This is a genomic window from Rhodococcoides trifolii (assembly GCF_014635345.1).
GTDB lineage: Bacteria > Actinomycetota > Actinomycetes > Mycobacteriales > Mycobacteriaceae > Rhodococcoides > Rhodococcoides trifolii.
Window position 1 is genome coordinate 20,207 of sequence record NZ_BMCU01000010.1, and the last position, 20,204, is coordinate 40,410.

Below are 20,204 nucleotides of genomic sequence, written 5' to 3' on the forward strand. Positions count from 1 at the left end.
TTCCCCCTGCGGACCGCCGAGCACCGGATTCTCTCGTTCTCCGGTCGGATCGATCAGGACCCGTTGCGCTCCAACCCCTGTGCGACGATGGCGGCCTGCAGGTACCGCAGGCCCGACGGCACGCTCGGGTCGATTCCGGTGAGATGGCCGATGCGCTTGAGCCGGTAGTCGACGGTGTTCGCGTGGACGAACAGGTGCCGCGCCGTCCGCTGCCGGTTGAGCTCGTGGCCGATGTACGCCTTCAGAGTTTCGAGCAGTTCGGGCGAATCGTCGAGCGGAGCCAGGACGCGCAGCAGGTGTTCGCGCCCGCGTCCGGGGCGGGTGATCTGGTACTCGAGCACCAGGTCCTCGGTGCGGTACGTGCCCGGCTTACGGCCGAGTTGACGTGTCAGAGAAAGCAATTCGTAACCGTGCTCCGATGCTGCGGGAACGTCGCCTCGGTCGGACTCGGTGACCGTCGCGGTGATCGGAATCTCGCCGGCCTTGCTCAACTGCTCGATCAACTCGTCGACCCATTCGCGTTCGCGCGGTGCCGGCAGCAGGATGGTGCCGCCTTCGGTGCTGAGCAACGCCAAAGGTGTACGGCCACACTGGGTCGCGAGTTCGGCCTGGATGCGGCGCAGTTTGCGGCGACCGGAGACGGTGCGGTCGACGGTCGGATTGTTCTCGTCGGGGTGCTGCGGGAAGTGCAGCGCGATGACCATGTAGCGGTCGGCGAGGTCGATGCCGCACTGCTTGGCCTGGGAGAGCGCGTTGGGTCCACCACTGAGCAGTGTGGTGACGAGAGTATGTGTGGCCGTGTGGTGTTCACTCGCCACCGAACGATATTCGTCGACGTAGGCGATGGACACCTCGGTGGTGACTGCTTCGAGCAGGGTCACCAGCAGGAGCGAGTTGTCGGTGACGTTGTTGGTGTCGGTGGTGCGCGATTGCTGGGCGATCAGCGTGAGCCCGAATCGGAAACCGTCGTGGTAGGCGCGCAGGATCGACCGCAGCGGTACACCCTCGCGTGCCCAGCGGGCAGCCGCGTCGTGCACGTTGACGAGGTCTCTCTCGGTCGGTGTCTTGCCGTTCTCCAGCATCTGTACGGCGAGGCCGAGGCAGCGGACGGTGACCTCGGTGACGTCGCCGTGCAGGAGTTCACCGGGGAGGGTGCCGCAGGGTGTGTTGGCCGCGAAGTGGTCGACCAGGTGGCGCGCGACGCCGCGGAGTTCGCTCGAGCCGATCGCATGGGACCGGTCACCGGCCATGAAGCCCGCGTCGACAGCGCCGTTCAGTGGATTGAGTGCCGTCTTGGTGATCGTCATGATGCCCCCCAGTGGCGGTTCGAGTAGACCGGACCTCGCGGCCCGGTACGTACCGTAACAACGAATAACGTACCTCGAGATTGTTTCGAGATAAGTTGTTGAACCATGGGTTTGGTCGACGTGGCAACCCGGCGTCGGGCCAAGCCACACACGGGACCGCCCGGAGTCGTGCGTCCAGCACAGCATGGCCTTCGGCTCGAATGAACATCACGTGACAAATACCAATATCGACACATTGCATTTGTAATCTGTCACGTAACCATTTATCGATGTTCCCTTTTCGGGTCGGAGCGGAGGCGACACAACCGCCGGTGGAGAATCCACGGCCTCGTAGACGGACTGCTGTGATCGCTGACAACCGCATTTCGTTGCAGGTCAAGGGTGCTCGAGGCACCCTTTTCGTGAGTTATCTTTGTGTGGGCGACGTGGCCGAATTCTCGACCGATGCGCGCCGGAAGCAGTGATGGTGAATCAAGGGGATGGAATGCGTCGGAAAGCTCTGGTGGTGGCCGCCGGCCTGATCGCGGGTCTGGTCGTCGGCGGCGCCCCGGTGGCGACGGCAGACCCTGCGCCGGCGGTGTCCACGGCATCGGCCCGCGTCGATCACGTCGAGATGTTGACCGACCGCCGCGCCGCGATGTTCGTCGACTCGCCTGCGCTCGGTCGGGTGGTCCAGGTTCAGGTTCTGCTCCCCGCTGACCGGTCGAAGCCGCGTCCGTCTCTCTACATGCTCGACGGTCTCAGCGCGGGGCAGGAAACGAACTACACCGAGAGCACCTGGACGGCGAAGACCGACATCGCCGCGTTCTTCGCCGACAAGAACGTGAACGTGGTTCTGCCCATCGGCGGCCGCGGTAGCTACTACGCCGACTGGTTGCGTCCCGATCCGGCCCTGGGCGTGAACATGTGGGAGACGTTCCTGACCAAAGAGCTTCCACCGCTTGTCGATTCGCAGTTCTACGGCAACGGCACCAACTCCATCGTCGGATTGTCGATGGGCGCGCAGGCCGCGATGAACCTGATCACCAAGTACCCGTCGCTCTACACCGGCATCGCGGCGTTCAGCGGGTGCTACTCCAACGACTCCGAGAACGAGAAGAACGCGATCCGCGCCACGGTTGCCTCGGTCGGCGGGAACACCGACAACATGTGGGGCCCGAGCTCGGACCCGCAGTGGCAGATCAACGATCCGTCACTGCACGTGGATGCGCTGCGCGGCAAGCAGATCTACATCGCCACGGGCAACGGTTTCCCCGGCCCCTACGAGCAGGGCTTCGGCAACGACATCATCCGCACGCTGTCCGTCGGCGGGCCGCTCGAAGTGGCTGCAAACCTGTGCACGCGCGAATTCGCCGGTACGCTCTCGGCCGCAAACGTGCCCGCCACCTTCGTCTTTCGTCCATGGGGTAGCCATTCCTGGGGCTACTGGCAGGACGATCTGCACGACTCCTGGCCGACGTTGAAGCGGGCCCTGGGCCTGTAGAAGTCCTAGGCCTTCTTCGACGCGAACGCCAGGAACGCGTCGTTCTCGTGCGGGTCACCGATCGACACGCGCACGCCCTCGTCGCCGTAGGCACGTACCAGCACACCCGATTCTGCGGACGCCGACGAGAACTCGGGAGTCGCGGCGCCCAACGGCAGCCACACGAAATTGGCCGACGATTCGGGCACCTCGAAGCCGAGGCTGCGCAGTTCATCACGAACGCGTTCCCGCTCTGCGATGACCGAGTCCGTCCGGGCGAGCAACTCGTCGGACGCGGCCAATGATGCGATAGCCGCAGCCTGCGCCACCGCGCTCACACTGAACGCGATGTGCACCTTCTGTAGGGCGGCAATCACGCTCGGCGCGCCGACGCCGTAGCCGACCCGTAGACCGGCCAGGCCGTACGCCTTGGAGAACGTCCGCAGCACGATCACGTTGGGCCGGGTACGCCCCAGCTCGACGCCGTCGACGTCGCCGCGGTTGTATTCGAAGTACGCCTCGTCGAGCACCACGAGCACGTGCGACGGAACAGCGTCGAGGAACTTCTCGACGGCCGCCCGACTCACGGCGGTACCGGTCGGGTTGTTCGGGTTGCAGAGGAACACGAGTCGGGTGCGATCGGTGATCGCGGCGAGCATCGCATCGAGGTCGTGCACGAATCCATCCGCCAGCGGTACCCGCACGGCGGTCGCACCGGCGACCAGCGATACGATGGGGTACGCCTCGAAGGATCGCCACGCGAACACCACTTCGTCGCCCGCCGAGCAGGTGATCTGCACGAGTTCCTGGCACAGGGCAACGGACCCGTTGCCGGCGACGACGTTCTCGGGCCGCACGTCCAGGAAGTCCGCCAGCGCTTCCACGAGCGCGGTGGACTGATTGTCCGGATACCGGTTCAGGGTGGCGGCGGCGGTCGCGATTGCCTCGTGCACGCTCGGTAGCGGCCCTGCCGTGGTCTCGTTGCTCGCCAGTTTGATGGCGCCCGGAAAGTTGCGGCCGGGAACATAACCGGGGATGGAGTCGAGGTCGGGACGAGTGCGAGCGGTCACGACCACCGATTATGCGCCATCCCCAGCGTCGACCCGCCCGGGCGCCTACGGTAGACGCCATGTCGGGCAGCATCTTCTCTGACAATGCACCTCTGCGGGTACCGCCCGGGCAGGAGCCGACCGAGCACGTACCCCTCACTGCGATAGAGCCGGACGGCAGCGGTCGAGGCGGCATCGTCCTCCTTCACGAGTCCCGCGAGTTCACCGACGCGCTCACCAGTTTCATGAGCCTTCTCGCCGAGGAGGGATGGACCGTGGCGGCCCCGAACCTCTTTCACCGGGGTGGTGACGACGAGGTGTTCGGGGACAACCTCTTCGACGATTTCGACGCGACGTTCGACTGGCTCGTCTCGCGGGGCGTCTACGCCGACTGCGTGGGGGTGATCGGTTTCGACGACGCCGGAACCGCCGCCGCACTCGTCGCGACGACCCGTCCCGTCGGGGCTGCCGTCAGCGTGGCGGCCCCCGGGATCGTCGAACCGCTGACCGGCGACGCCACCGCCTTGGTCGACGCTCTTCCGTCCCTGAAAGCCCCATGGCTGGGTCTGTACGGCCAAGCCGACGAGCGGATCCCCGCCGATCACGTCGAACGACTTCAGGAGGCGGTTGCAACGGCCTCCGTGGCCACGCTCGTGGTGACCTACGGCGGCCAGGGGCACCGGCCGGACGAGGCGACCGGGCCCGAAGTCGAGGACGGCGCCGAGGCCATCGTCGACGCTCAGCGGCGCATCTTCGACTGGTTCGACAGTCATCTGAGATGACGGTGGGAGGCGTTTTGCCTTTACCCACGAGGCGTGTGTAATCTTCTCCATCGGCGGTTCGAAAGGACCGGTGCCCTCGCAAGAGGCTCAGGAGGCGTGCCAGAGCGGCCGAATGGGAGTCACTGCTAATGACTTGACCCTTCACCGGGTCCGGAGGTTCAAATCCTCTCGCCTCCGCCACTGTCGACTTCGGTCGAGAGACAACTGAAAATGCATGCGCCCGTAGCTCAACGGATAGAGCACCTGACTACGGATCAGGAGGTTAGGGGTTCGAATCCCTTCGGGCGCACAAGAATTGAGGCTGGAGTCGGCAGAGATGCCGGCTCCGGCCTTTTTTCGTACTGGTTCACCGCCGCGCGTGCGGGTACACAACCGAGATGAAGACACGACACATCGGTAACGACTCTTCTCGACGCGTCGAGGTCGGCGCCATCGGGCTGGGCCTGATGACCTTCGACCAGTCCGGCCCTCAGCCTCGCGAACAACTGCTCGATACCGTGCGCGCCGCAGTGGACGCCGGGGTCAGCCTGTTCGACACCGCCGACGCGTACGGCCCCGGGGACAACGGGCCCGATGCTCAGGGAGCGAACGAGACGTTGGTCGCAGGGCTCCTCGACGAACTCGGCGTGCGGGATCGCGTGTTGCTCGCCACCAAGGGCGGCCACGTGCGCACGGAGGACGGTGGGTGGGACACCGACAGTTCGGCGGCTCATCTCCGGTCTGCCGTCGACGCCAGCCTGGGCAGGCTCGGTGTGGACCAGATCGCATTGTGGCAACACCACCGGCCCGATCCAGACGTGAGCTACGACGATGTGATCGGCACGCTGAAGGAGATTGCCGACACCGGCAAGGTCGCCCGTGTGGGGCTCTCCAACGCAAATGTCGAGCAGATCCGTGCCGCGCACGCGGTACTGGGCGATTCACTGGTCAGTGTGCAGAACCAGTTTTCACCGGCGTTCCGTAGCAGCGCTCCGGAGATAGAGGTGTGCGAGGAGCTGGGACTGGCGTTCCTGCCGTGGAGTCCTCTCGGTGGCTTGAACAAGGCCAAGGACCTCTCGGACAAGCATCCTGCCTTCGCGACCGTCGCAGAGTCGCGTGGGGTGAGCGCACAACAGATTGCGCTTGCCTGGGAGCTTGCGCAGTCACCGTGCGTGATTCCGATTCCCGGCGCGAAGCGGCCGTCGTCAGTCCGCGATTCGGCCGCCGCAGCCGACATCGAGCTGACCGCCGACGAAGTCGCCGACCTGAATGCGGACGGCTGATCGAACGCCTCCCGTGCGGTAGTTGACACAGCAACTATTCGCAGTATCGTATTGATTGAACGCGCAACTACATGAGTTTTCTCGAAAGGCGCCATCATGACCAAGCTCGCCGTCATCTACTACTCGTCCACCGGCCACGGCACCACCATGGCGAACAAGATCGCCGACGCGGCCACCGCAGCGGGAGCCGAGGTACGCGTCCGGCACATCGCCGAGACCCGCGACCCCAGCACGTTTGCCGAGAACCCCGCCTGGACCGCCAATTACGAGGCGACCAAGGACCTTCCGGCCGCGAGCGGCGACGAAATCGTCTGGGCCGACGCCGTCATCTTCGGCTCGCCGACGCGCTTCGGCAACACCGCCGGACCGTTCCAGAACTTCATGGATTCTCTCGGTGGTTACTGGGCGAAGGGCGAACTCGCGAACAAGGCGTACGCGGCCTTCACCTCCAGTCAGACCCTGCACGGAGGCCAGGAGACCACGCTGATCGGCCTGTACACCTCGATCATGCATTTCGGCGGCATTCTGGTTCCTCCGGGCTACACCGACGGCTTGAAGTTCGCCGACGGAAACCCGTACGGCGTCAGCCACGTCACCGGTGCGAACAATCAGGACGAGATCGCCGACGCGACCGCTGCGGCTCTCGAGCACCTCGCGACTCGCGTGGTCACCATTGCCGACAAGCTGTCGAAGTAGCAGCTCAGTAGTACGGCTCCGTCGACACGAACTCGGGCGCCAACGCCAACAACGCTTCCGTCGCTCTGGATAGTCGGCTGCCCGATCGCACCACCGCCGACAGGGTCCACGTCGGCGTCGAGCCGTCGAGGGCAATCGACGTCAACCCGAGTTCGGCGGACCTCCGAAGGTCGGGCACCACAGCGGTTCCCAGGCCGGCTGCGACGAAATCGGGAATGGTGGACAGGTCGGCGGCCTGAACTGCGGTGGTGCGGGTGAGGCCCGCGCGGCGGAATTCGTCGTCGACGAGTGTTCTGAGCCCGAACCCGACCGGCATGTCCACGAACGGGTCGCCGGCGATATCGGCCAGCTGCACGGAGGTGCGGTCGGTCAGTCGGTGCCCGGGCGGGAGCAGGACCCGAAGCGACAGTGTTCGGAGCGAACGGGATTCGACACCCGTGGCATCGGCCGGTGCTGCTGTTCCGATGAACGCCGCGTCCAGCGTGGCGTCGCGAACCTTCGTCAGAAGTCCGGCGGAACCGCTCGGCGACGTCTCCATGTACAGGCTCACCTGCGGGTACAGCTGGGTGAAACGGCGAGCGAGTCCGGGGGAGTCGACGGCCGTCAGACCGCTGAGAGTGCCGACGCGCAGTGTGCCGCGAACGCCGTCGTCGAAGTCTCGGACCAGGGTTCGGGCGTGACCGAGAACCGCCAGTGCTGCTTTGGCCTCGGGCAGGAACGCCCGGCCGGCTTCGCTGAGTCGGACGCTCTTGCTCGTGCGGAGAAGAAGCGGCGCGCCGACGTCCTTCTCCAGGGCGCGCACGCTCGCCGACACGGTCGACTGGACCACGAACAGCTTTCGGGCGGCTCGGGTGAAGCTGAGCTCTTCGGCTACCGCGACGAAGTACTCGAGTTGTCGTTCGTCCACGGTGTCGACGATCGCACTCTTCGATCGTCTGTGGAGACGATATCGATCGATGCTCCCCACGCAACGGCGTGACCGAGCGCGGCGGGCACGGTCGGGCCAGGTCGAACCGAGTCGCGATACGACCTGGCCGCGAACCTGCAGCAAAGCTCGACAAGCACGGTGAACTCCGATCGACGTGGTGTACGTCACTGTGACGTACGACAGGCGACAAGTCCAACGATCAATGCTGCGTCTGGCTATCGAGCTTCTCGATAGCTGTTCGCCACGTCTCCCACGGTCAGAGCGACAGCGATCTCCATCGCTTCGTCCGGCCGTGTGAGGTCCATTCCGGTCAGCGAATGAATGCGCCGCAACCGTTGCCCGACGGTGTTCGGGTGGACGTGCAACCGCGTCGCAGTGGTTCCGGCGACGAGACCACCTGCGAAGTGCGTCCGCAGAGTGAGGATGAGATCGGTGCCTCGGGTGACGTCGTGCGCGCGCACGGGTCCAAGAACGCGGTCGGCATAGCGCAGCAGTTGTGTGGTGTCGTCCAGTTGGAGCAAGAGGCCGACCAGGCCGAGACCGTCGAGCGAGACGCTTTCGTCCGCGCGTCCGGTCAACACAAGCATGTCGAGGGCGCCGGACGCCGCCCGGTAGGCCCGGTTGTAGGAGGGCAGATCCGAGCACGGACCCGCGATCACCGCGGTCGAGACCGCCGGCGGCCTATTCGACGCGACCAGCCGTCGAACGTGTTCGGCCGTATCGGGGCCCATGTCCGGAATCAGCACGACGATGCGATCGTGATGAATCCCGGAGAGCGGCTTCGGCTCCTGCGCCCCCGCCCAGGCGTGGATGCGGCGTACGGCCTGCTGCTGGCAGAGATCCACGTCGTCCGGCCGGACATCGGACAGGGCGACGACAACCATCGTGTGGTCGACGGTCAGGTCGTGGCCGAGTCTCTGTGCTCGTTCGACGACCGTGGCCAGTGCCGACGGTTCACCACCGACCAGGTCGTTCAAGACCTCGCCGTGCAACCGCCACGCCGCCTCGTCCGCGGTTCTGCTGCGGAGGATTTCGAGCGAGGTCACGACGGCGGCGTGTTCGATCGCGCGGGTGTCGATCGACGACAGAGGTGTGCCGCCGGCATGGACCCGAATGCGAGCAACCTCGTTCTCGGACAACAGGACCGGATGCCACGGGTACTCCACATCGCCCTCGTCGACCGACACGGCGAAGTGCCCGGTCGACCGCCCGAGAGTGGATCCGTTCGTGTCCTCGATCGAGATCGGTCTCGAGACGAGGATGGACAACGCGGTCGCGATACCGGGCACCCCGCCACCCCGCAGCGCGATCTCGGTCAGCTTGCGGTGGATCTCCTCGGACCTCTGCAGTAGATCTCGCTGCTGATGCAGTTCTCCGTTCAGGATCACCAACTCGTCCATCCGGACCGCTTCGTCGGAACGCAGACGCGCCGTCGTCAGGGCCAGAGCTGCGTGGTCGGCCAGCACCGTGAGCAGGGATATCTCCTCCGGCTCGAAGCTGTACGTGCCCTTGCGATAACAGTTGAGCGTCCCGATGACCACGTCGTTCGACTCCACCAACGGGACCGAGATCATGGCCCGATATCCCTGCTCCTTGGCGACGCCTCCCCATGGCGCGAACTGCGGTGTCGCGTCGATGTCGGCGATCGCCACTGGTCGGCCGGTACGGAACGCAGTACTCGACGGCGCCTCGACGGCTGCATCCTGATCGAGTCGCACCGGCCGGTCGGCGTTGACGCGGGCGACGTACTCCGTCGACAGACCGCTCGACCCTTCGATGATCAGTTTGCGGCGTTCAGGGTCTGGCAGAAGAACGCCGCAGAACTCGTACCCCATGAGGTCGGCCGCCGTTCGCGCGATGAGGTCGAGCACGTCGTGCAGGGGCGCTGCCGCGACGACGGTCCTGGTGATGGCGCCGACGCTGCGCATCCAACGCCTGATCTCCGGCCGATCCGTCGCGACGGTGAACTGCTGTGTGTCCATCCACATACCTCCGATCGTTTTATGTTCACACAGACATGGCTGCTGTGTGATCCAGATCGCAAGATCTGTACTCACGGGGTTACGCCAGCGAGAGGAACCGGATCCGATGACAGAGCAGTGGATGTACGTGGACGGCAAGGATGTTTCTGCCGACAGCGGTGCACGGTTGACAATCGTCAACCCGGCGACGGGCCGACCGATCGCTACCGTGCCCGACGGCGTCGGAGTCGACGTCGACAATGCGGTGGCCGTGGCTCGGGCCGCCTTCGAGTCGGGCCCGTGGCCCCGTATGAGCCGCACGGCACGGGCGAAGGCGCTCCTGCGGGCAGCCGACGCGTTGGAGGCCGCGAGCGACACGCTGTACACACTCGAGACCCAGAACAACGGTCGGCCGATCACCGAGACGCGTGCTCAGCTGTCCCGAGTGCCGGAGTGGTTCCGTTACAACGCGGGATTGCTTGCTGCACAACGTGATGCGGTGCTGCCCAGCGACGGTCCCTATCTGACATACCAGAAGCGCGCGCCGCTCGGTGTCTGCGGCATCATCACCCCCTTCAACCATCCGGCCATGATCCTCGCGCGAAGTCTGTCGGCCGCCTTGGCGACCGGAAACACGGTGGTGGTCAAACCATCCGAGCTCACGCCGCTGACGACACTCGCCATCGCACGCATCGTCACCGAATCCGGCATTCCCGAAGGCGTGATCAACGTGGTCACCGGCGGACGGGACGCGGGCATCAGGCTCACCGAGCACGAGGACATCGCCAAGATCACCCTGACCGGCGGCACCGAAGCCGGCCGCTCGGCAGCGGGTGCCACCTCGAAGCGATTTGCCCGCATCACCGCCGAACTCGGCGGAAAGACACCCGTCATCGTGTTCGACGACTACGACCCCACCCGCGCTGCCGAGGGCGCTGCATTCGCGGCGTTCGTCGCGTCCGGCCAATCCTGCGTTGCAGGAGCGCGATTCCTCGTTCAACGCGGGCGGTACGACGAGTTCGTCGCCGCACTCGTCGCACGCGCCGAGAAGATCCGCCTCGGCGACCCGGCCGACACGTCGACCCAGATGGGACCGATGATCAGCGATCGCCAACGCCGAAAGGTGCTCGAGTACATCGACATCGGACGAGAGGAAGGTGCCCGCGTCGCCGCAGGCGGTGAGGTTCCGGAACTTCCCGGAGCGCTGAACGACGGGTTCTTCGTGCAGCCGACAGTGCTGGCCGACGCCACCAACTCCATGCGTGTCTCCCAGGAGGAAATCTTCGGTCCCGTGGCCGTCGTCGTCCCCTTCGACACCGAAGAGGAGGCGATCGAGATGGCCAACGACAACCGCTTCGGACTGGGCGCCGGGGTGTGGACCCGCGACATCGGACGCGCGCATCGCGTCGCCGAAGCGATCGAATCCGGGATGGTCTGGGTCAACGATCATCACCGACTCGAACCGTCCCTCCCGTGGGGCGGAGTCAAGGAATCCGGCGCCGGAAAAGACGCCGGCACAGAGTCGTTCGACGACTTCACCTGGATCAAGACCATCGTGGTGCGTATCGCCGACGACGACGTCGACTGGTACGGGTCGGACGAACCCGGCCGCTTGAACTGATCATTCTTCCCTTTCCCCTCGACTCACAAGGACTCACAATGACAACTAGTCGCACAAGCGCTGCCGAACCGGGCTGGCGCCAACAGATCACCCGAGTGCAATGGCTGGTGCTGTTCGGCACCACCATGGGCTGGGCCCTCGACGGTTTCGCCGGCAGCCTCTACGCCCTGGTGCTCGGCCCGGCCATGACCGACCTTCTCCCGAACTCCGGAATCAATGTCGACGCAGCGCACATCGGCCTCTACGGCGGCATGACCGTCGCTCTTTTCTTGGCCGGATGGGCAACCGGCGGAATACTGTTCGGCGTTTTGGCCGACTACTTCGGACGAGTGCGCGTGCTGTCCATCGGCATCCTCACCTACGCGCTGTTCACCGCACTGGCCGCGTTCGCGGACACCTGGTGGCAGCTGGGCGTTCTCCGCTTCATCGCCGGTCTCGGATCGGGGGTGGAAGCTCCCGTGGGTGCCGCCTTGGTCGCCGAGGTGTGGCGGAACAAGTACCGTGCTCGCGCCTGTGGCGTGATGATGTCCGGATACGCCGGAGGATTCTTCATCGCCGCACTCGCTTACAGCATGCTGAGCAGCCAAGGCTGGCGTTTCATGCTCGTCCTCGCCGTCGTGCCTGCGTTCCTCGTCTGGTTCCTGCGCCGCTACGTTCCGGAGCCCGAGGAGATCAAGAATGTCATCGCCACGCGTAAACAGCGGAAGGACAGGGGGATCGCGCGCCCGGAGGACCAGTTCGTACTGCGTCGCCTGCTCTCCCCGCCGAACCTGCGAGCCACGCTCATCTGCACCGCACTCGCCACCGGATCACTGCTGGCCTTCTGGAGTGTGTCCACCTGGTACCCGCAGATCATTCGCAACATGGCCGGTGCCGAATCGCTCTCGACCGAGATCGCAAACCATCGGGTGGCCATCTCGTCGATGCTGTTCAACGCCGGCGGCATTATCGGGTACGCCACATGGGGATTCCTTGCCGATGCGATCGGGCGACGCAAAGCGTTCCTCGTCAGCTTCGTGGTCTCCGGTGTCAGCGTCGCGTATCTGTTCCCCTTCGAGCACTCGTACACCACCTATCTGATCGTCATCCCCATCGTCGGATTCGGACTCTTCGGCGCACTGTCCGGCAACTTCGTCTACGGCCCGGAGATGTTCTCGCCGAGCATGAGGGCCAGTGGAATTGCGTTGGCCAACAGTATCGGTCGCTACATCACCGCCGCGGGACCCCTCGTGGCCGGCGTGATCGCCACGTCCTGGTTCGGCGGCAATCTCGGTATCGCCACCGCGGTACTCGCCTCCACCGGCGTCATCGCGCTCGTGGGATTGGCGTTCGCTCCGGAGACCAAGGACGCAGCGCTGCCCACCGATGCAGTACACCCCCACACCGCCGACACCATGCCGGCACCCTCAGTAGTGAAAGGAACGCCGGCATGAGCGTCTACACAGGATCACGAGCGGTCGTCATCGGAGGATCGATCGGAGGCTTGACCTCGGCACTCCTTCTCCGGGACCTCGGCTTCGAAGTCGATATCTACGAGCGGACACCGTCGGATCTCGACGGGCGCGGCGGTGGCATCGTCCTGCAGCCCGACACGCTCCGGTGGTTCCGTGAGCGGAGCTCGCAGCGACCGGAAGACGTGAGCACCACCACCGATTGGGTCCAGTACATCGAGGCCGGCAACCGCGTCGTCGACCGGGATGCCCGCTCGTGGTCGCACACGTCGTGGGGAACCTTCTACCGCGCGCTGCTCGCCGACTTCGGGCGCGATCACTACCACCTCGGCGAATTCGCCTGCGGCTTCGACCAGGACGTCGACTCGGTCACCGTTCGATTCGTGAGCGGACGTGTCGAGAGCGCAGACCTCCTCGTTATCGCGGACGGCGTGACGTCGGCCAACCGGGCTCGGATCGATCCCGATGTAAAGCTGACGTATTCGGGTTACATCGGCTGGCGCGGAACCGTCGACGAGGCGCTGCTGACCTCCGAAACCGCAGAGCTGCTGCACAACTCGATCACCTACAACATCGTTCCGAACTCTCAGATCACCATGTACCCGATTCCGAGCGAACGAGGCACGGCCGTCGGGGACCGACTCATGAACTACGTCTGGTACCGCAACGTCGCAGAAGGCCCCGATCTCGACGAGATGTTGACGGACAAACGGGGATTCCAGGGCAAGGTATCGGTGCATCCACACCAGGTCCAGGATCGCTACATCGACGAGATGCGCGATGCCGCAGCCCGCTTGCTCGCTCCGGCTGCGGCGGAGGTCGTCACTTCGACCGAGGCGCCGTTCATCCAGGTCGTGTGGGATTCTCGTGCCTTGAAGATGGCCAGCGGCCGCGTCGCTCTCATCGGTGACGCGGCGTGCGGCGCTCGTCCGCACGCCGCCGCGGGAACCGCGAAGGCCGCGGCCGATGCCTGGGCGTTGAGCGACGCGCTCACCTCGTCCGCCGGCAACGTCACCGAAGCGCTGGAGAAGTGGGAGCCCGGTCAACTCGAACTGAGCAGCAACCTGCTCTCGCGCGTCAAAGCCATGGGTGAGCGGTCGCAGTTCACCAACACCTGGACACCGGGTGACAAAAACCTACGGTTCGGCCTGTACGGACCCGGACGCTAGAGACACCGAGGAGAGGGAAACACCATGACCACGAACAGTTTTCTCAGCGATCTGCCCTTGGCGGGAAACCTCGTCGGCGACAACTTCGAAGGTTGGTCCGACGACCTCCGCGCGGAGTTCGGCGCCCACGCCCACGATGGGGAGGTCGGGTCGAAACTCCTCAGCGAGAACGACCGTGTCCGGGTGTGGGAAATCCGCCTGGCGCCGGGTGAGCGGTGGCACGCACACCGCCACGTCCTGGACTATTTCTGGACAGCGGTGAACGCCGGCACCTCCCGCCAGCACACCTTCGACGGAACGACCCGCGACGTCTCGTACTCCGCCGGCGAGACCCGCCACTTCCATTTCGGCGCAGGCGAATACCTTCTGCACGACATCGAGAACGTCGGATCGTCCGAACTGGTGTTCACCACCGTCGAGCACCTGGACTCGGCCAACGACCCACTCCCGCTGGCGGCGTCGTGAGCACCGATCTGATCGACGTCCACGCTCATTGGCTTCCCACGGAGCTGTTCGGACTGCCGCCGAACTCACCGTTCGGTGCGATGCGAGATCGGGACGGGGAACTGTTCCTGGGCGACGTCCCGCTGTCCATTCGCACCGAAGCGATGAGCGATGTCGACGCGATCATCGCGGACATGAACGTCTCGGGCATCGGTGTCCGCGCCTTGTCGGCGCCGCCCTTCGCTTTCGCTGTGGACGCGGACGTCCCCGCGGGGGACTACACCGACGCGTACAACGACGCACTCGCGCGTGTCGTCACCGACTCCTCCGGACGACTCGCCGGCCTCGCGTCGATCCGATTGGACGACGCAGACGCAGCCGATCACCAGATCCGTGCCATCGCATCGCAGGGAACGCTTGTGGGCGTTGCCGTTCCGCCCGTGCTGCGTGGAGGGTCACTCGACGTCGGTGTGCTGCGGTCCGTCGTGCGATCGGCGTCCGAGCACCGGTTGGCGGTCCTGGTCCACCCGATGCAGCTGCCTCGCCCCGAATGGTCGAAGTACTACCTGGCCAACCTCGTCGGCAACCCGGTGGAGACGGCGACAGCGGTGGCGTCGAGCATCCTCGGAGGCGTCCTCGAGGAGTTGCCGAATCTGCGGATCTGTTTCGTTCACGGCGGAGGGTGTGCACCCGACCTGCTGGGCCGATGGACACACGCCTGGGAGGCACGTCCGGACGTCCGAGCCGGCAGCACGAGTTCGCCGCGAGAGCTGTTCCGCGCGGCCTACTTCGACACGGTGACGCACGATCACGCTGCACTGGACCTTCTGCGTACTCATGCGGGCGAGAACCGGATTCTGTGTGGCACGGACTATCCCTTCGACATGGCAGAGTCCGACGTCGCATCCTTCGTCGACACAGCCGGTCTCGATCGACTGTCGCTGGCCGCGGCCGGCCGGGACTTCCTCGGCCTCGACGTCCACTCGGAGGTGCCGGCGTGAGTGCGCTGTTCGAGCCGTTGACGCTGAGAAAGTTGACGATCGCGAACCGGATCTGGATGTCACCGATGATGCAGTTCGCCTCCGATGCAACGGGAGTGGCGACAGATTGGCATTTTCAGCACTTCGCCGCACGCGCCCTGGGCGGGGTGGGGCTGGCGATGGTGGAGGCGACGTCGGTTCTGCCCGACGGGCGGGCCAGCGACTTCGATCTCGGATTGTGGAACGACGATCAAGCGGACTCGCACCGACGCATCATCGACTTCCTGCACGGTCAGGGCGCCGCCGCCGGTATTCAGTTGGTGCACGGCGGTCGCAAGGCGTCGACCGGACGACCGTGGTCGACGGAGCCGGACAGAACGTGGCAGACGGTGGCGCCGTCGGCGGTGGCGTTCGGTGACTCACCGTCGCCGGTCGCCCTGTCCGTCGGCGAGATCGCCGACGTGGTGGAGGCATTTGCCACCAGTGCCGCACTGGCACGTGACGCCGGTTTTGACGTTCTGGAAATTCATGGCGCACACGGATATCTGATCCACGAGTTCCTGTCTCCGGCCGCCAACCATCGCGTCGACGCCTACGGAGGATCATCGGCCAACCGCATGAGGTTTGCGATCGAGGTCGTCGACGCGGTCAGGCAGGAATGGCCGGAGGATCGCCCGTTGTTCTTCCGCGTCTCGGCGACCGACTGGCTCTCCGGCGACACGGACGACCCGCGGCCGGGGTGGACGCTCGAGGAGACCGTCGAGCTTGCCTCGATACTGTCCGAGCACGGGGTAGACCTCGTCGACGTGTCGACGGGAGGGATCGTCCCCGACGCCCGCATCCCCGTCGAACCGGGCTACCAGGTACGGTTCGCAGCCGAGGTTCGCCGTCGCACCGGAATGCGTACTGCTGCAGTGGGTTTGATCACCGAACCCGGCCAGGCAGAGCGCATAGTCGGATCGGGCGACGCCGACGCCGTGTTCCTCGCACGGGAGATCCTGCGCAACCCGAACTGGGCCCAGCGGGCGTCGCTGGAACTCGGCGAGCCGGTGCGCCACCCGCCCAACTACGCGCGGGCGTTCCAGAGGCGGTCGGTCAGTCGCTGAGACCGCCGACCAACTTGTCGAGCCGGACCGGCAGGTCGCGAACCCGAATGCCCGTTGCGTGGAAGACGGCGTTGACGATCGCCGACGTCGAACCGACGTTGCCGATCTCGCCGATTCCCTTGCTGCCCATGGGACTCAGGTCGTCGTCGTTCTCCTCGACCCAGACGGCCTCGATCTCCGGCACGTCCGCGCATGCGGTCACGTGGTACTCCGCGAGGTCGTGGTTGGCGAACCCGCCGAACTGTGTGTCGACCGTTCCCTCTTCCATCAGCGCCATGCCGAGACCGAACATCATGCCGCCGATGAGCTGGGACCTCGCGAGCCGCGGGTTCATCACCTTGCCGATGCCGTACACCCCGAGCATGCGACTGACCCTCACCTCGCCGGTGTCGACGTCGACGCGCACCTCGGCGAAGTGGGCTCCGAATGCCATGCGAGACACGTCCGCCATTCCCTCGATGTCGTCGTCCGTGGACGCCGTGACCTCGAGACCGTCGGCGGGTACAGGATCGGAGCCTCGCTTGTCGACGAGGGCCTTGCACGCCTTGGTGATTGCCCACCCCCAGGACGAGGTGCCGGACGATCCGCCGGCGCCGGGTGCAGTCGGAAGCGCGCTGTCGCCCAGTCGGAGTTCCACGTCGTCGGCGCCGACTCCGAGTGCATCGGCGGCGATCTGCCGCAACGCGGTTCGCGCTCCGGTTCCGATGTCCGACGCGGCGATGGACACGACGATGGAGCCGTCGGCCTCGACACGGGCATTGGCGGTGGAGGGACTGATGAGGACCGGGTAGCTGGCCACACCGACGCCCGTGCCGATCAGAGACCGGCCGACGCGAGTCTGCCGTGGCCTCGCCGGGCGGTCGGCCCAACCGAATCGCTCTGCGCCGTGCGTGAGGCATTCGACGACGCTGCGGGAGCTGAACGGCTTGCCGTCCGCAGGGTCGACGGACGGCTCGTTCCGCAAGCGGATCTCGACGGGGTCGATGCCGAGCGCGTAGGACAGTTCGTCGATGGCCGACTCCACGGCGAAGGCTCCGGGCGCCTCACCGGGTGCGCGCATCCACCGGGGGCTACCGACGTCCAACGCGACGACCCGGTGCGTGGTGCGGCGGTTGTCCGCGGCGTAGATGTGCCGCGTGGGTTCGGCTGTCTGCTCACAGAATTCGAAGATGGTCGACGTCTGTTGGAACGTGTCATGGGTGATGGCCGTGAGCCGCCCGTCCGCGTCCGAGGCCAGTTGGACATGCGAAATTGTGGGGGTTCGGTACCCCACCATGTCGAAAGTCCCTTGTCGGGGGAGGGAGAAGACGACGGGCTTGCCTGTCACCCGCGCTGCCATCGCCGCGAGTACGGCGTTGGGCCGTGTGCTGCCCTTGCCGCCGAATCCACCACCGACGTGTTCGGCGATCACGCGCACTTTGTCGGGTTCGAGGTCGAACAGAGTCGCAAGGTCGGCCTGCACCCCGGACGGTGCCTGAGTCGAATCCCAGACGGTGAGTGAGTTCTCATCGTCCCAGCGGGCGACGGTGGCGTGCGGTTCCATCGCCGCGTTGTGAAGTGGCGCAGTCGAATACCATGCGTCGACGGTGTGGCCGGAGCTCGTCACGGCGCTCACCGGTTCTCCGACGGTCACGTCGGTCGGGAAGCCGGCGTTGACCGACTCGGGAGCGTAGAGCTTGGGATGATCGGCGGTCAGCTCGTTGTCCGGCGCACCTCGGTCGTCGTAGTCGACTCCGAGAGACTCTGCTGCTTCCCTGGCCGCTTCGAGGGACGAGGCGACGACGGCGGCGACGATCTGCCCACGGTAGGCGACCGTGTTCGATTGCATGACAAGCAGTTCGGTGTCGTCGATCTCGCCGAGTGTGGGGGCATTGCCGTGCCAGATGACGGCCACCACAGCCGGGTCGTCGAGGGCGGCGGCAGTGTCCACCGCGGTGACGGTGCCGGCGGCGATGGTCGCGGGAACGTAAGCGCAGTAGAGCATTTCGGCGGGCTTGTGTTCAGCGGCGTAGTGCGCGGCGCCGGTGACCTTGGCGACGCTCTCCGTGCGTCGAATCGGTGTGCCGATGCTGGGTTCTGCGATCGAGGTCATGCGCCGACTCCCTGGTTTCGTGCTCGTGCCACGAGATCCACGAGTGTGTTCACGACGAGATTTTCCGCAAGCCGAACCTTGAACTCGTTGTCGCGCAGCGGCTGTGCTGCTGCCAGCTCCGCTCTGATTCCGATCCGGAACGCGTCTTCCGTCGCCGGTCCCCCGGTGATGGCCCGCTCCGCAGTCGTTGCGCGCCAGGGCTTGTGGGCCACACCGCCGAGCGCGAGGCGAACTTCCTTCACCGTGTCGCCGTCCATCACGAGAACGGCGCCGACGGAGACCACGGCAAAGGCGTACGACTCACGATCACGCACCTTGCGGTAGACGGACACGGCACCGTCCGGGAGGGGCGGCAGGTCGATCGATGTGACCATGTCGTGGTGCTGCAGCGTCGTGTCCCGCGTCGGGTCGTCACCCGGCAACCGGTGCAGATCACCGAAAGTCACGGTCTTCGGGCCTTCGGGTCCGAGCACCTCCACCGTGGCGTCCAGCACCGCGAGCGCGACGCCCATGTCCGATGGATGCGTCGCGATGCAGTCCTCCGATGCGCCCAGGATGGCCAGGTTGCGATGTTCACCCTCGATTGCGGGGCATCCCGATCCGGGTTCGCGTTTGTTGCACGGCTTGGACGAGTCCATGAAGTACACGCAGCGCGTGCGCTGGAACAGATTGCCGCCCGTGGTCGCCATGTTCCGGAGCTGACCGGACGCGCCGGACAGTACGGCTCGTGACAGGACGGAGTACCGCGCTCTGATCACCGGATGTACGGCCAGATCGCTGTTCGGAACTCCCGCCCCCACGCGGACGGTGCCGTCGTCCCGGACGTCGACCTCGCGCAAGGGCAACCGCGTGACGTCGATGAGGGCAGTGGGGCGCTCGACACCCAACTTCATGAGGTCGACGAGGTTGGTCCCGCCGCCGAGCAGCTTTGCCTCCGGGTCGGCGGCGAGGAGCGCGACCGCATCGTCCACATCACCGGCCACGTCGAAAGCGAAGGTCTTCATTCGCCGGCCTGCTGTACCGCGGGAATGATGTTGGCGTACGCGCCACACCGACAGATGTTGCCGCTCATACGTTCCTGAACTTCCTCACGCGTGAGCGCGATCTCGGTTGTGGGGTCGTCGTCGGTGACCGCACTGGGCCACCCGTTCTTCACTTCGTCGAGCACCGCGACGGCCGAGCAGATCTGGCCGGGAGTGCAGTAACCGCACTGGAATGCGTCGTGGTCGATGAACGCCTGCTGCACCGGATGCAGGTTGTCACCGTCGGCTAGCCCCTCGACGGTGGTGATCGCGCGACCTTCTTGTGCGACGGCGAACGTGAGGCAACTGTTTATTCGCCGCCCCTCCACCAGGACCGTGCACGCACCGCACTGCCCGTGATCGCACCCCTTCTTGGTTCCGGTGAGATCGGCATGTTCTCGCAACGCGTCCAGCAGCGTTGTGCGGACGTCGCACTCGAACGATCGGTCGTCACCGTTCACATTCAGCGTGACCCGGGCAGTGATCTGGCTCATACGTTCTGGTACCCGGGGGTGAAGTGGCCGAAACCCGTTGGTGGACATAGGTAAGGCTGTGATTACTTGATCTTCCGACTTCGTGCCCGCACGGAATTTTCTGTCTGCGCTGAGTTTCCGGCGCCGATGAAACAGTCGCACGCATGTTCGAAAATTGTCGGTGGTGCTCGCTACTGTGTGGGCATGGTTTCGGGGGGAACATCGGGTGAGGTCGGCGACGTCGTGTTCGCCGATCTGCTTGCCGCGGCGCAGAAGTCGGTGCTCGCGCTGACCGATGCCCAGTCCTCGATGCTGCACACCGAGGATCTGCAGACGGTGTGGGCGGAGGCCGTTCGGTTGGGCCGCGTGCTCGAGGGCGCATCGAACGCGTGGTTGGCG

General features: G+C 65.5%; 18 protein-coding genes and 2 tRNA genes. 13 read left to right on the forward strand and 7 right to left on the reverse strand.

The genetic code is table 11. The features are described from left to right. Positions 1-53: 53 nt before the first annotated feature. Entirely contained in the window at positions 54-1,307 is a 1,254-nt protein-coding gene (locus IEW02_RS24670; RefSeq protein ID WP_229746306.1) for a PucR family transcriptional regulator, read from the reverse strand. A gap of 484 nt (positions 1,308-1,791) precedes the next feature. Here IEW02_RS24670 and IEW02_RS24675 point away from each other — a divergent pair, with 484 nt between their 5' ends. Further along, a complete protein-coding gene (locus tag IEW02_RS24675; RefSeq protein WP_188548045.1) occupies positions 1,792-2,790 on the forward strand; it encodes an alpha/beta hydrolase in 999 nt (332 codons plus the stop codon). 5 nt (positions 2,791-2,795) lie between these two features. Here the strand turns inward: IEW02_RS24675 and hisC are convergent, their stop codons facing one another. After that, entirely contained in the window at positions 2,796-3,839 is a 1,044-nt protein-coding gene (gene hisC, locus IEW02_RS24680; RefSeq protein ID WP_188548047.1) for a histidinol-phosphate transaminase, read from the reverse strand. A 59-nt stretch (positions 3,840-3,898) separates the two neighbouring features. On the opposite strand from hisC, the gene IEW02_RS24685 reads away from it, so the two are divergent. From IEW02_RS24685 to wrbA, 5 genes are all read left to right on the forward strand, one after another. Then, the gene (locus IEW02_RS24685) at positions 3,899-4,600 is read left to right on the forward strand and encodes a dienelactone hydrolase family protein (RefSeq protein ID WP_188548050.1); all 702 of its coding nucleotides are present in this window, start codon (positions 3,899-3,901) and stop codon (positions 4,598-4,600) included. Positions 4,601-4,690: 90 nt separating this feature from the next. Further along, positions 4,691-4,780 (forward strand) — tRNA-Ser (locus IEW02_RS24690). A 36-nt stretch (positions 4,781-4,816) separates the two neighbouring features. Further along, a tRNA-Arg gene (locus tag IEW02_RS24695) sits at positions 4,817-4,889 on the forward strand. A gap of 88 nt (positions 4,890-4,977) precedes the next feature. Beyond that, positions 4,978-5,862, forward strand: a complete 885-nt coding sequence (locus tag IEW02_RS24700; protein WP_188548052.1) for an aldo/keto reductase — start codon at positions 4,978-4,980, stop codon at positions 5,860-5,862. A 96-nt stretch (positions 5,863-5,958) separates the two neighbouring features. Continuing rightward, entirely contained in the window at positions 5,959-6,558 is a 600-nt protein-coding gene (wrbA, locus tag IEW02_RS24705) for an NAD(P)H:quinone oxidoreductase (protein WP_188548054.1), read from the forward strand. 4 nt (positions 6,559-6,562) lie between these two features. Here the strand turns inward: wrbA and IEW02_RS24710 are convergent, their stop codons facing one another. Together IEW02_RS24710 and IEW02_RS24715 are read right to left on the reverse strand one after the other, a co-directional pair. Next, the gene (locus IEW02_RS24710; RefSeq protein ID WP_188548056.1) at positions 6,563-7,465 is read right to left on the reverse strand and encodes a LysR family transcriptional regulator; all 903 of its coding nucleotides are present in this window, start codon (positions 7,463-7,465) and stop codon (positions 6,563-6,565) included. Between the two features lie 236 nt (positions 7,466-7,701). Continuing rightward, the gene (locus IEW02_RS24715) at positions 7,702-9,468 is read right to left on the reverse strand and encodes a helix-turn-helix domain-containing protein (protein ID WP_188548059.1); all 1,767 of its coding nucleotides are present in this window, start codon (positions 9,466-9,468) and stop codon (positions 7,702-7,704) included. Between the two features lie 121 nt (positions 9,469-9,589). Here IEW02_RS24715 and IEW02_RS24720 point away from each other — a divergent pair, with 121 nt between their 5' ends. Genes IEW02_RS24720 through IEW02_RS24745 form a run of 6 tightly spaced genes read left to right on the forward strand, consistent with a single transcriptional unit; the run spans position 9,590 to position 16,218 of the window. Further along, positions 9,590-11,068: an aldehyde dehydrogenase gene (locus IEW02_RS24720; RefSeq protein WP_229746313.1), complete on the forward strand. Its 1,479-nt coding sequence runs from the start codon at positions 9,590-9,592 to the stop codon at positions 11,066-11,068. A gap of 38 nt (positions 11,069-11,106) precedes the next feature. Continuing rightward, positions 11,107-12,501, forward strand: coding sequence for an MFS transporter (locus IEW02_RS24725; RefSeq protein ID WP_229746308.1), 1,395 nt, complete (start codon positions 11,107-11,109; stop codon positions 12,499-12,501). Then, positions 12,498-13,688, forward strand: a complete 1,191-nt coding sequence (locus IEW02_RS24730) for an FAD binding domain-containing protein (RefSeq protein WP_188548062.1) — start codon at positions 12,498-12,500, stop codon at positions 13,686-13,688. The genes IEW02_RS24725 and IEW02_RS24730 overlap by 4 nt, the downstream gene beginning before the upstream one ends. Before the next feature lie 24 nt (positions 13,689-13,712). Next, positions 13,713-14,153, forward strand: coding sequence for a cupin domain-containing protein (locus IEW02_RS24735; protein WP_188548064.1), 441 nt, complete (start codon positions 13,713-13,715; stop codon positions 14,151-14,153). Then, positions 14,150-15,133, forward strand: a complete 984-nt coding sequence (locus IEW02_RS24740) for an amidohydrolase family protein (protein WP_188548066.1) — start codon at positions 14,150-14,152, stop codon at positions 15,131-15,133. Before IEW02_RS24735 ends, IEW02_RS24740 begins: the two co-directional genes overlap by 4 nt. Next, positions 15,130-16,218, forward strand: coding sequence for an NADH:flavin oxidoreductase/NADH oxidase (locus tag IEW02_RS24745; protein ID WP_188548068.1), 1,089 nt, complete (start codon positions 15,130-15,132; stop codon positions 16,216-16,218). Before IEW02_RS24740 ends, IEW02_RS24745 begins: the two co-directional genes overlap by 4 nt. Here IEW02_RS24745 and IEW02_RS24750 read toward each other — a convergent pair. The 3 genes from IEW02_RS24750 to IEW02_RS24760 are packed head-to-tail and all read right to left on the reverse strand — an operon-like array spanning position 16,208 to position 19,826. Next, positions 16,208-18,310, reverse strand: a complete 2,103-nt coding sequence (locus IEW02_RS24750; RefSeq protein WP_188548070.1) for a xanthine dehydrogenase family protein molybdopterin-binding subunit — start codon at positions 18,308-18,310, stop codon at positions 16,208-16,210. The genes IEW02_RS24745 and IEW02_RS24750 overlap by 11 nt on opposite strands. Further along, entirely contained in the window at positions 18,307-19,314 is a 1,008-nt protein-coding gene (locus tag IEW02_RS24755) for an FAD binding domain-containing protein (RefSeq protein ID WP_188548072.1), read from the reverse strand. Before IEW02_RS24755 ends, IEW02_RS24750 begins: the two co-directional genes overlap by 4 nt. After that, positions 19,311-19,826: a 2Fe-2S iron-sulfur cluster-binding protein gene (locus IEW02_RS24760; protein WP_229746311.1), complete on the reverse strand. Its 516-nt coding sequence runs from the start codon at positions 19,824-19,826 to the stop codon at positions 19,311-19,313. The genes IEW02_RS24755 and IEW02_RS24760 overlap by 4 nt, the downstream gene beginning before the upstream one ends. A 183-nt stretch (positions 19,827-20,009) precedes the next feature. On the opposite strand from IEW02_RS24760, the gene IEW02_RS24765 reads away from it, so the two are divergent. After that, on the forward strand, positions 20,010-20,204 hold a 195-nt coding region (locus IEW02_RS24765), incomplete at its 3' end, for a hypothetical protein (protein ID WP_188548076.1).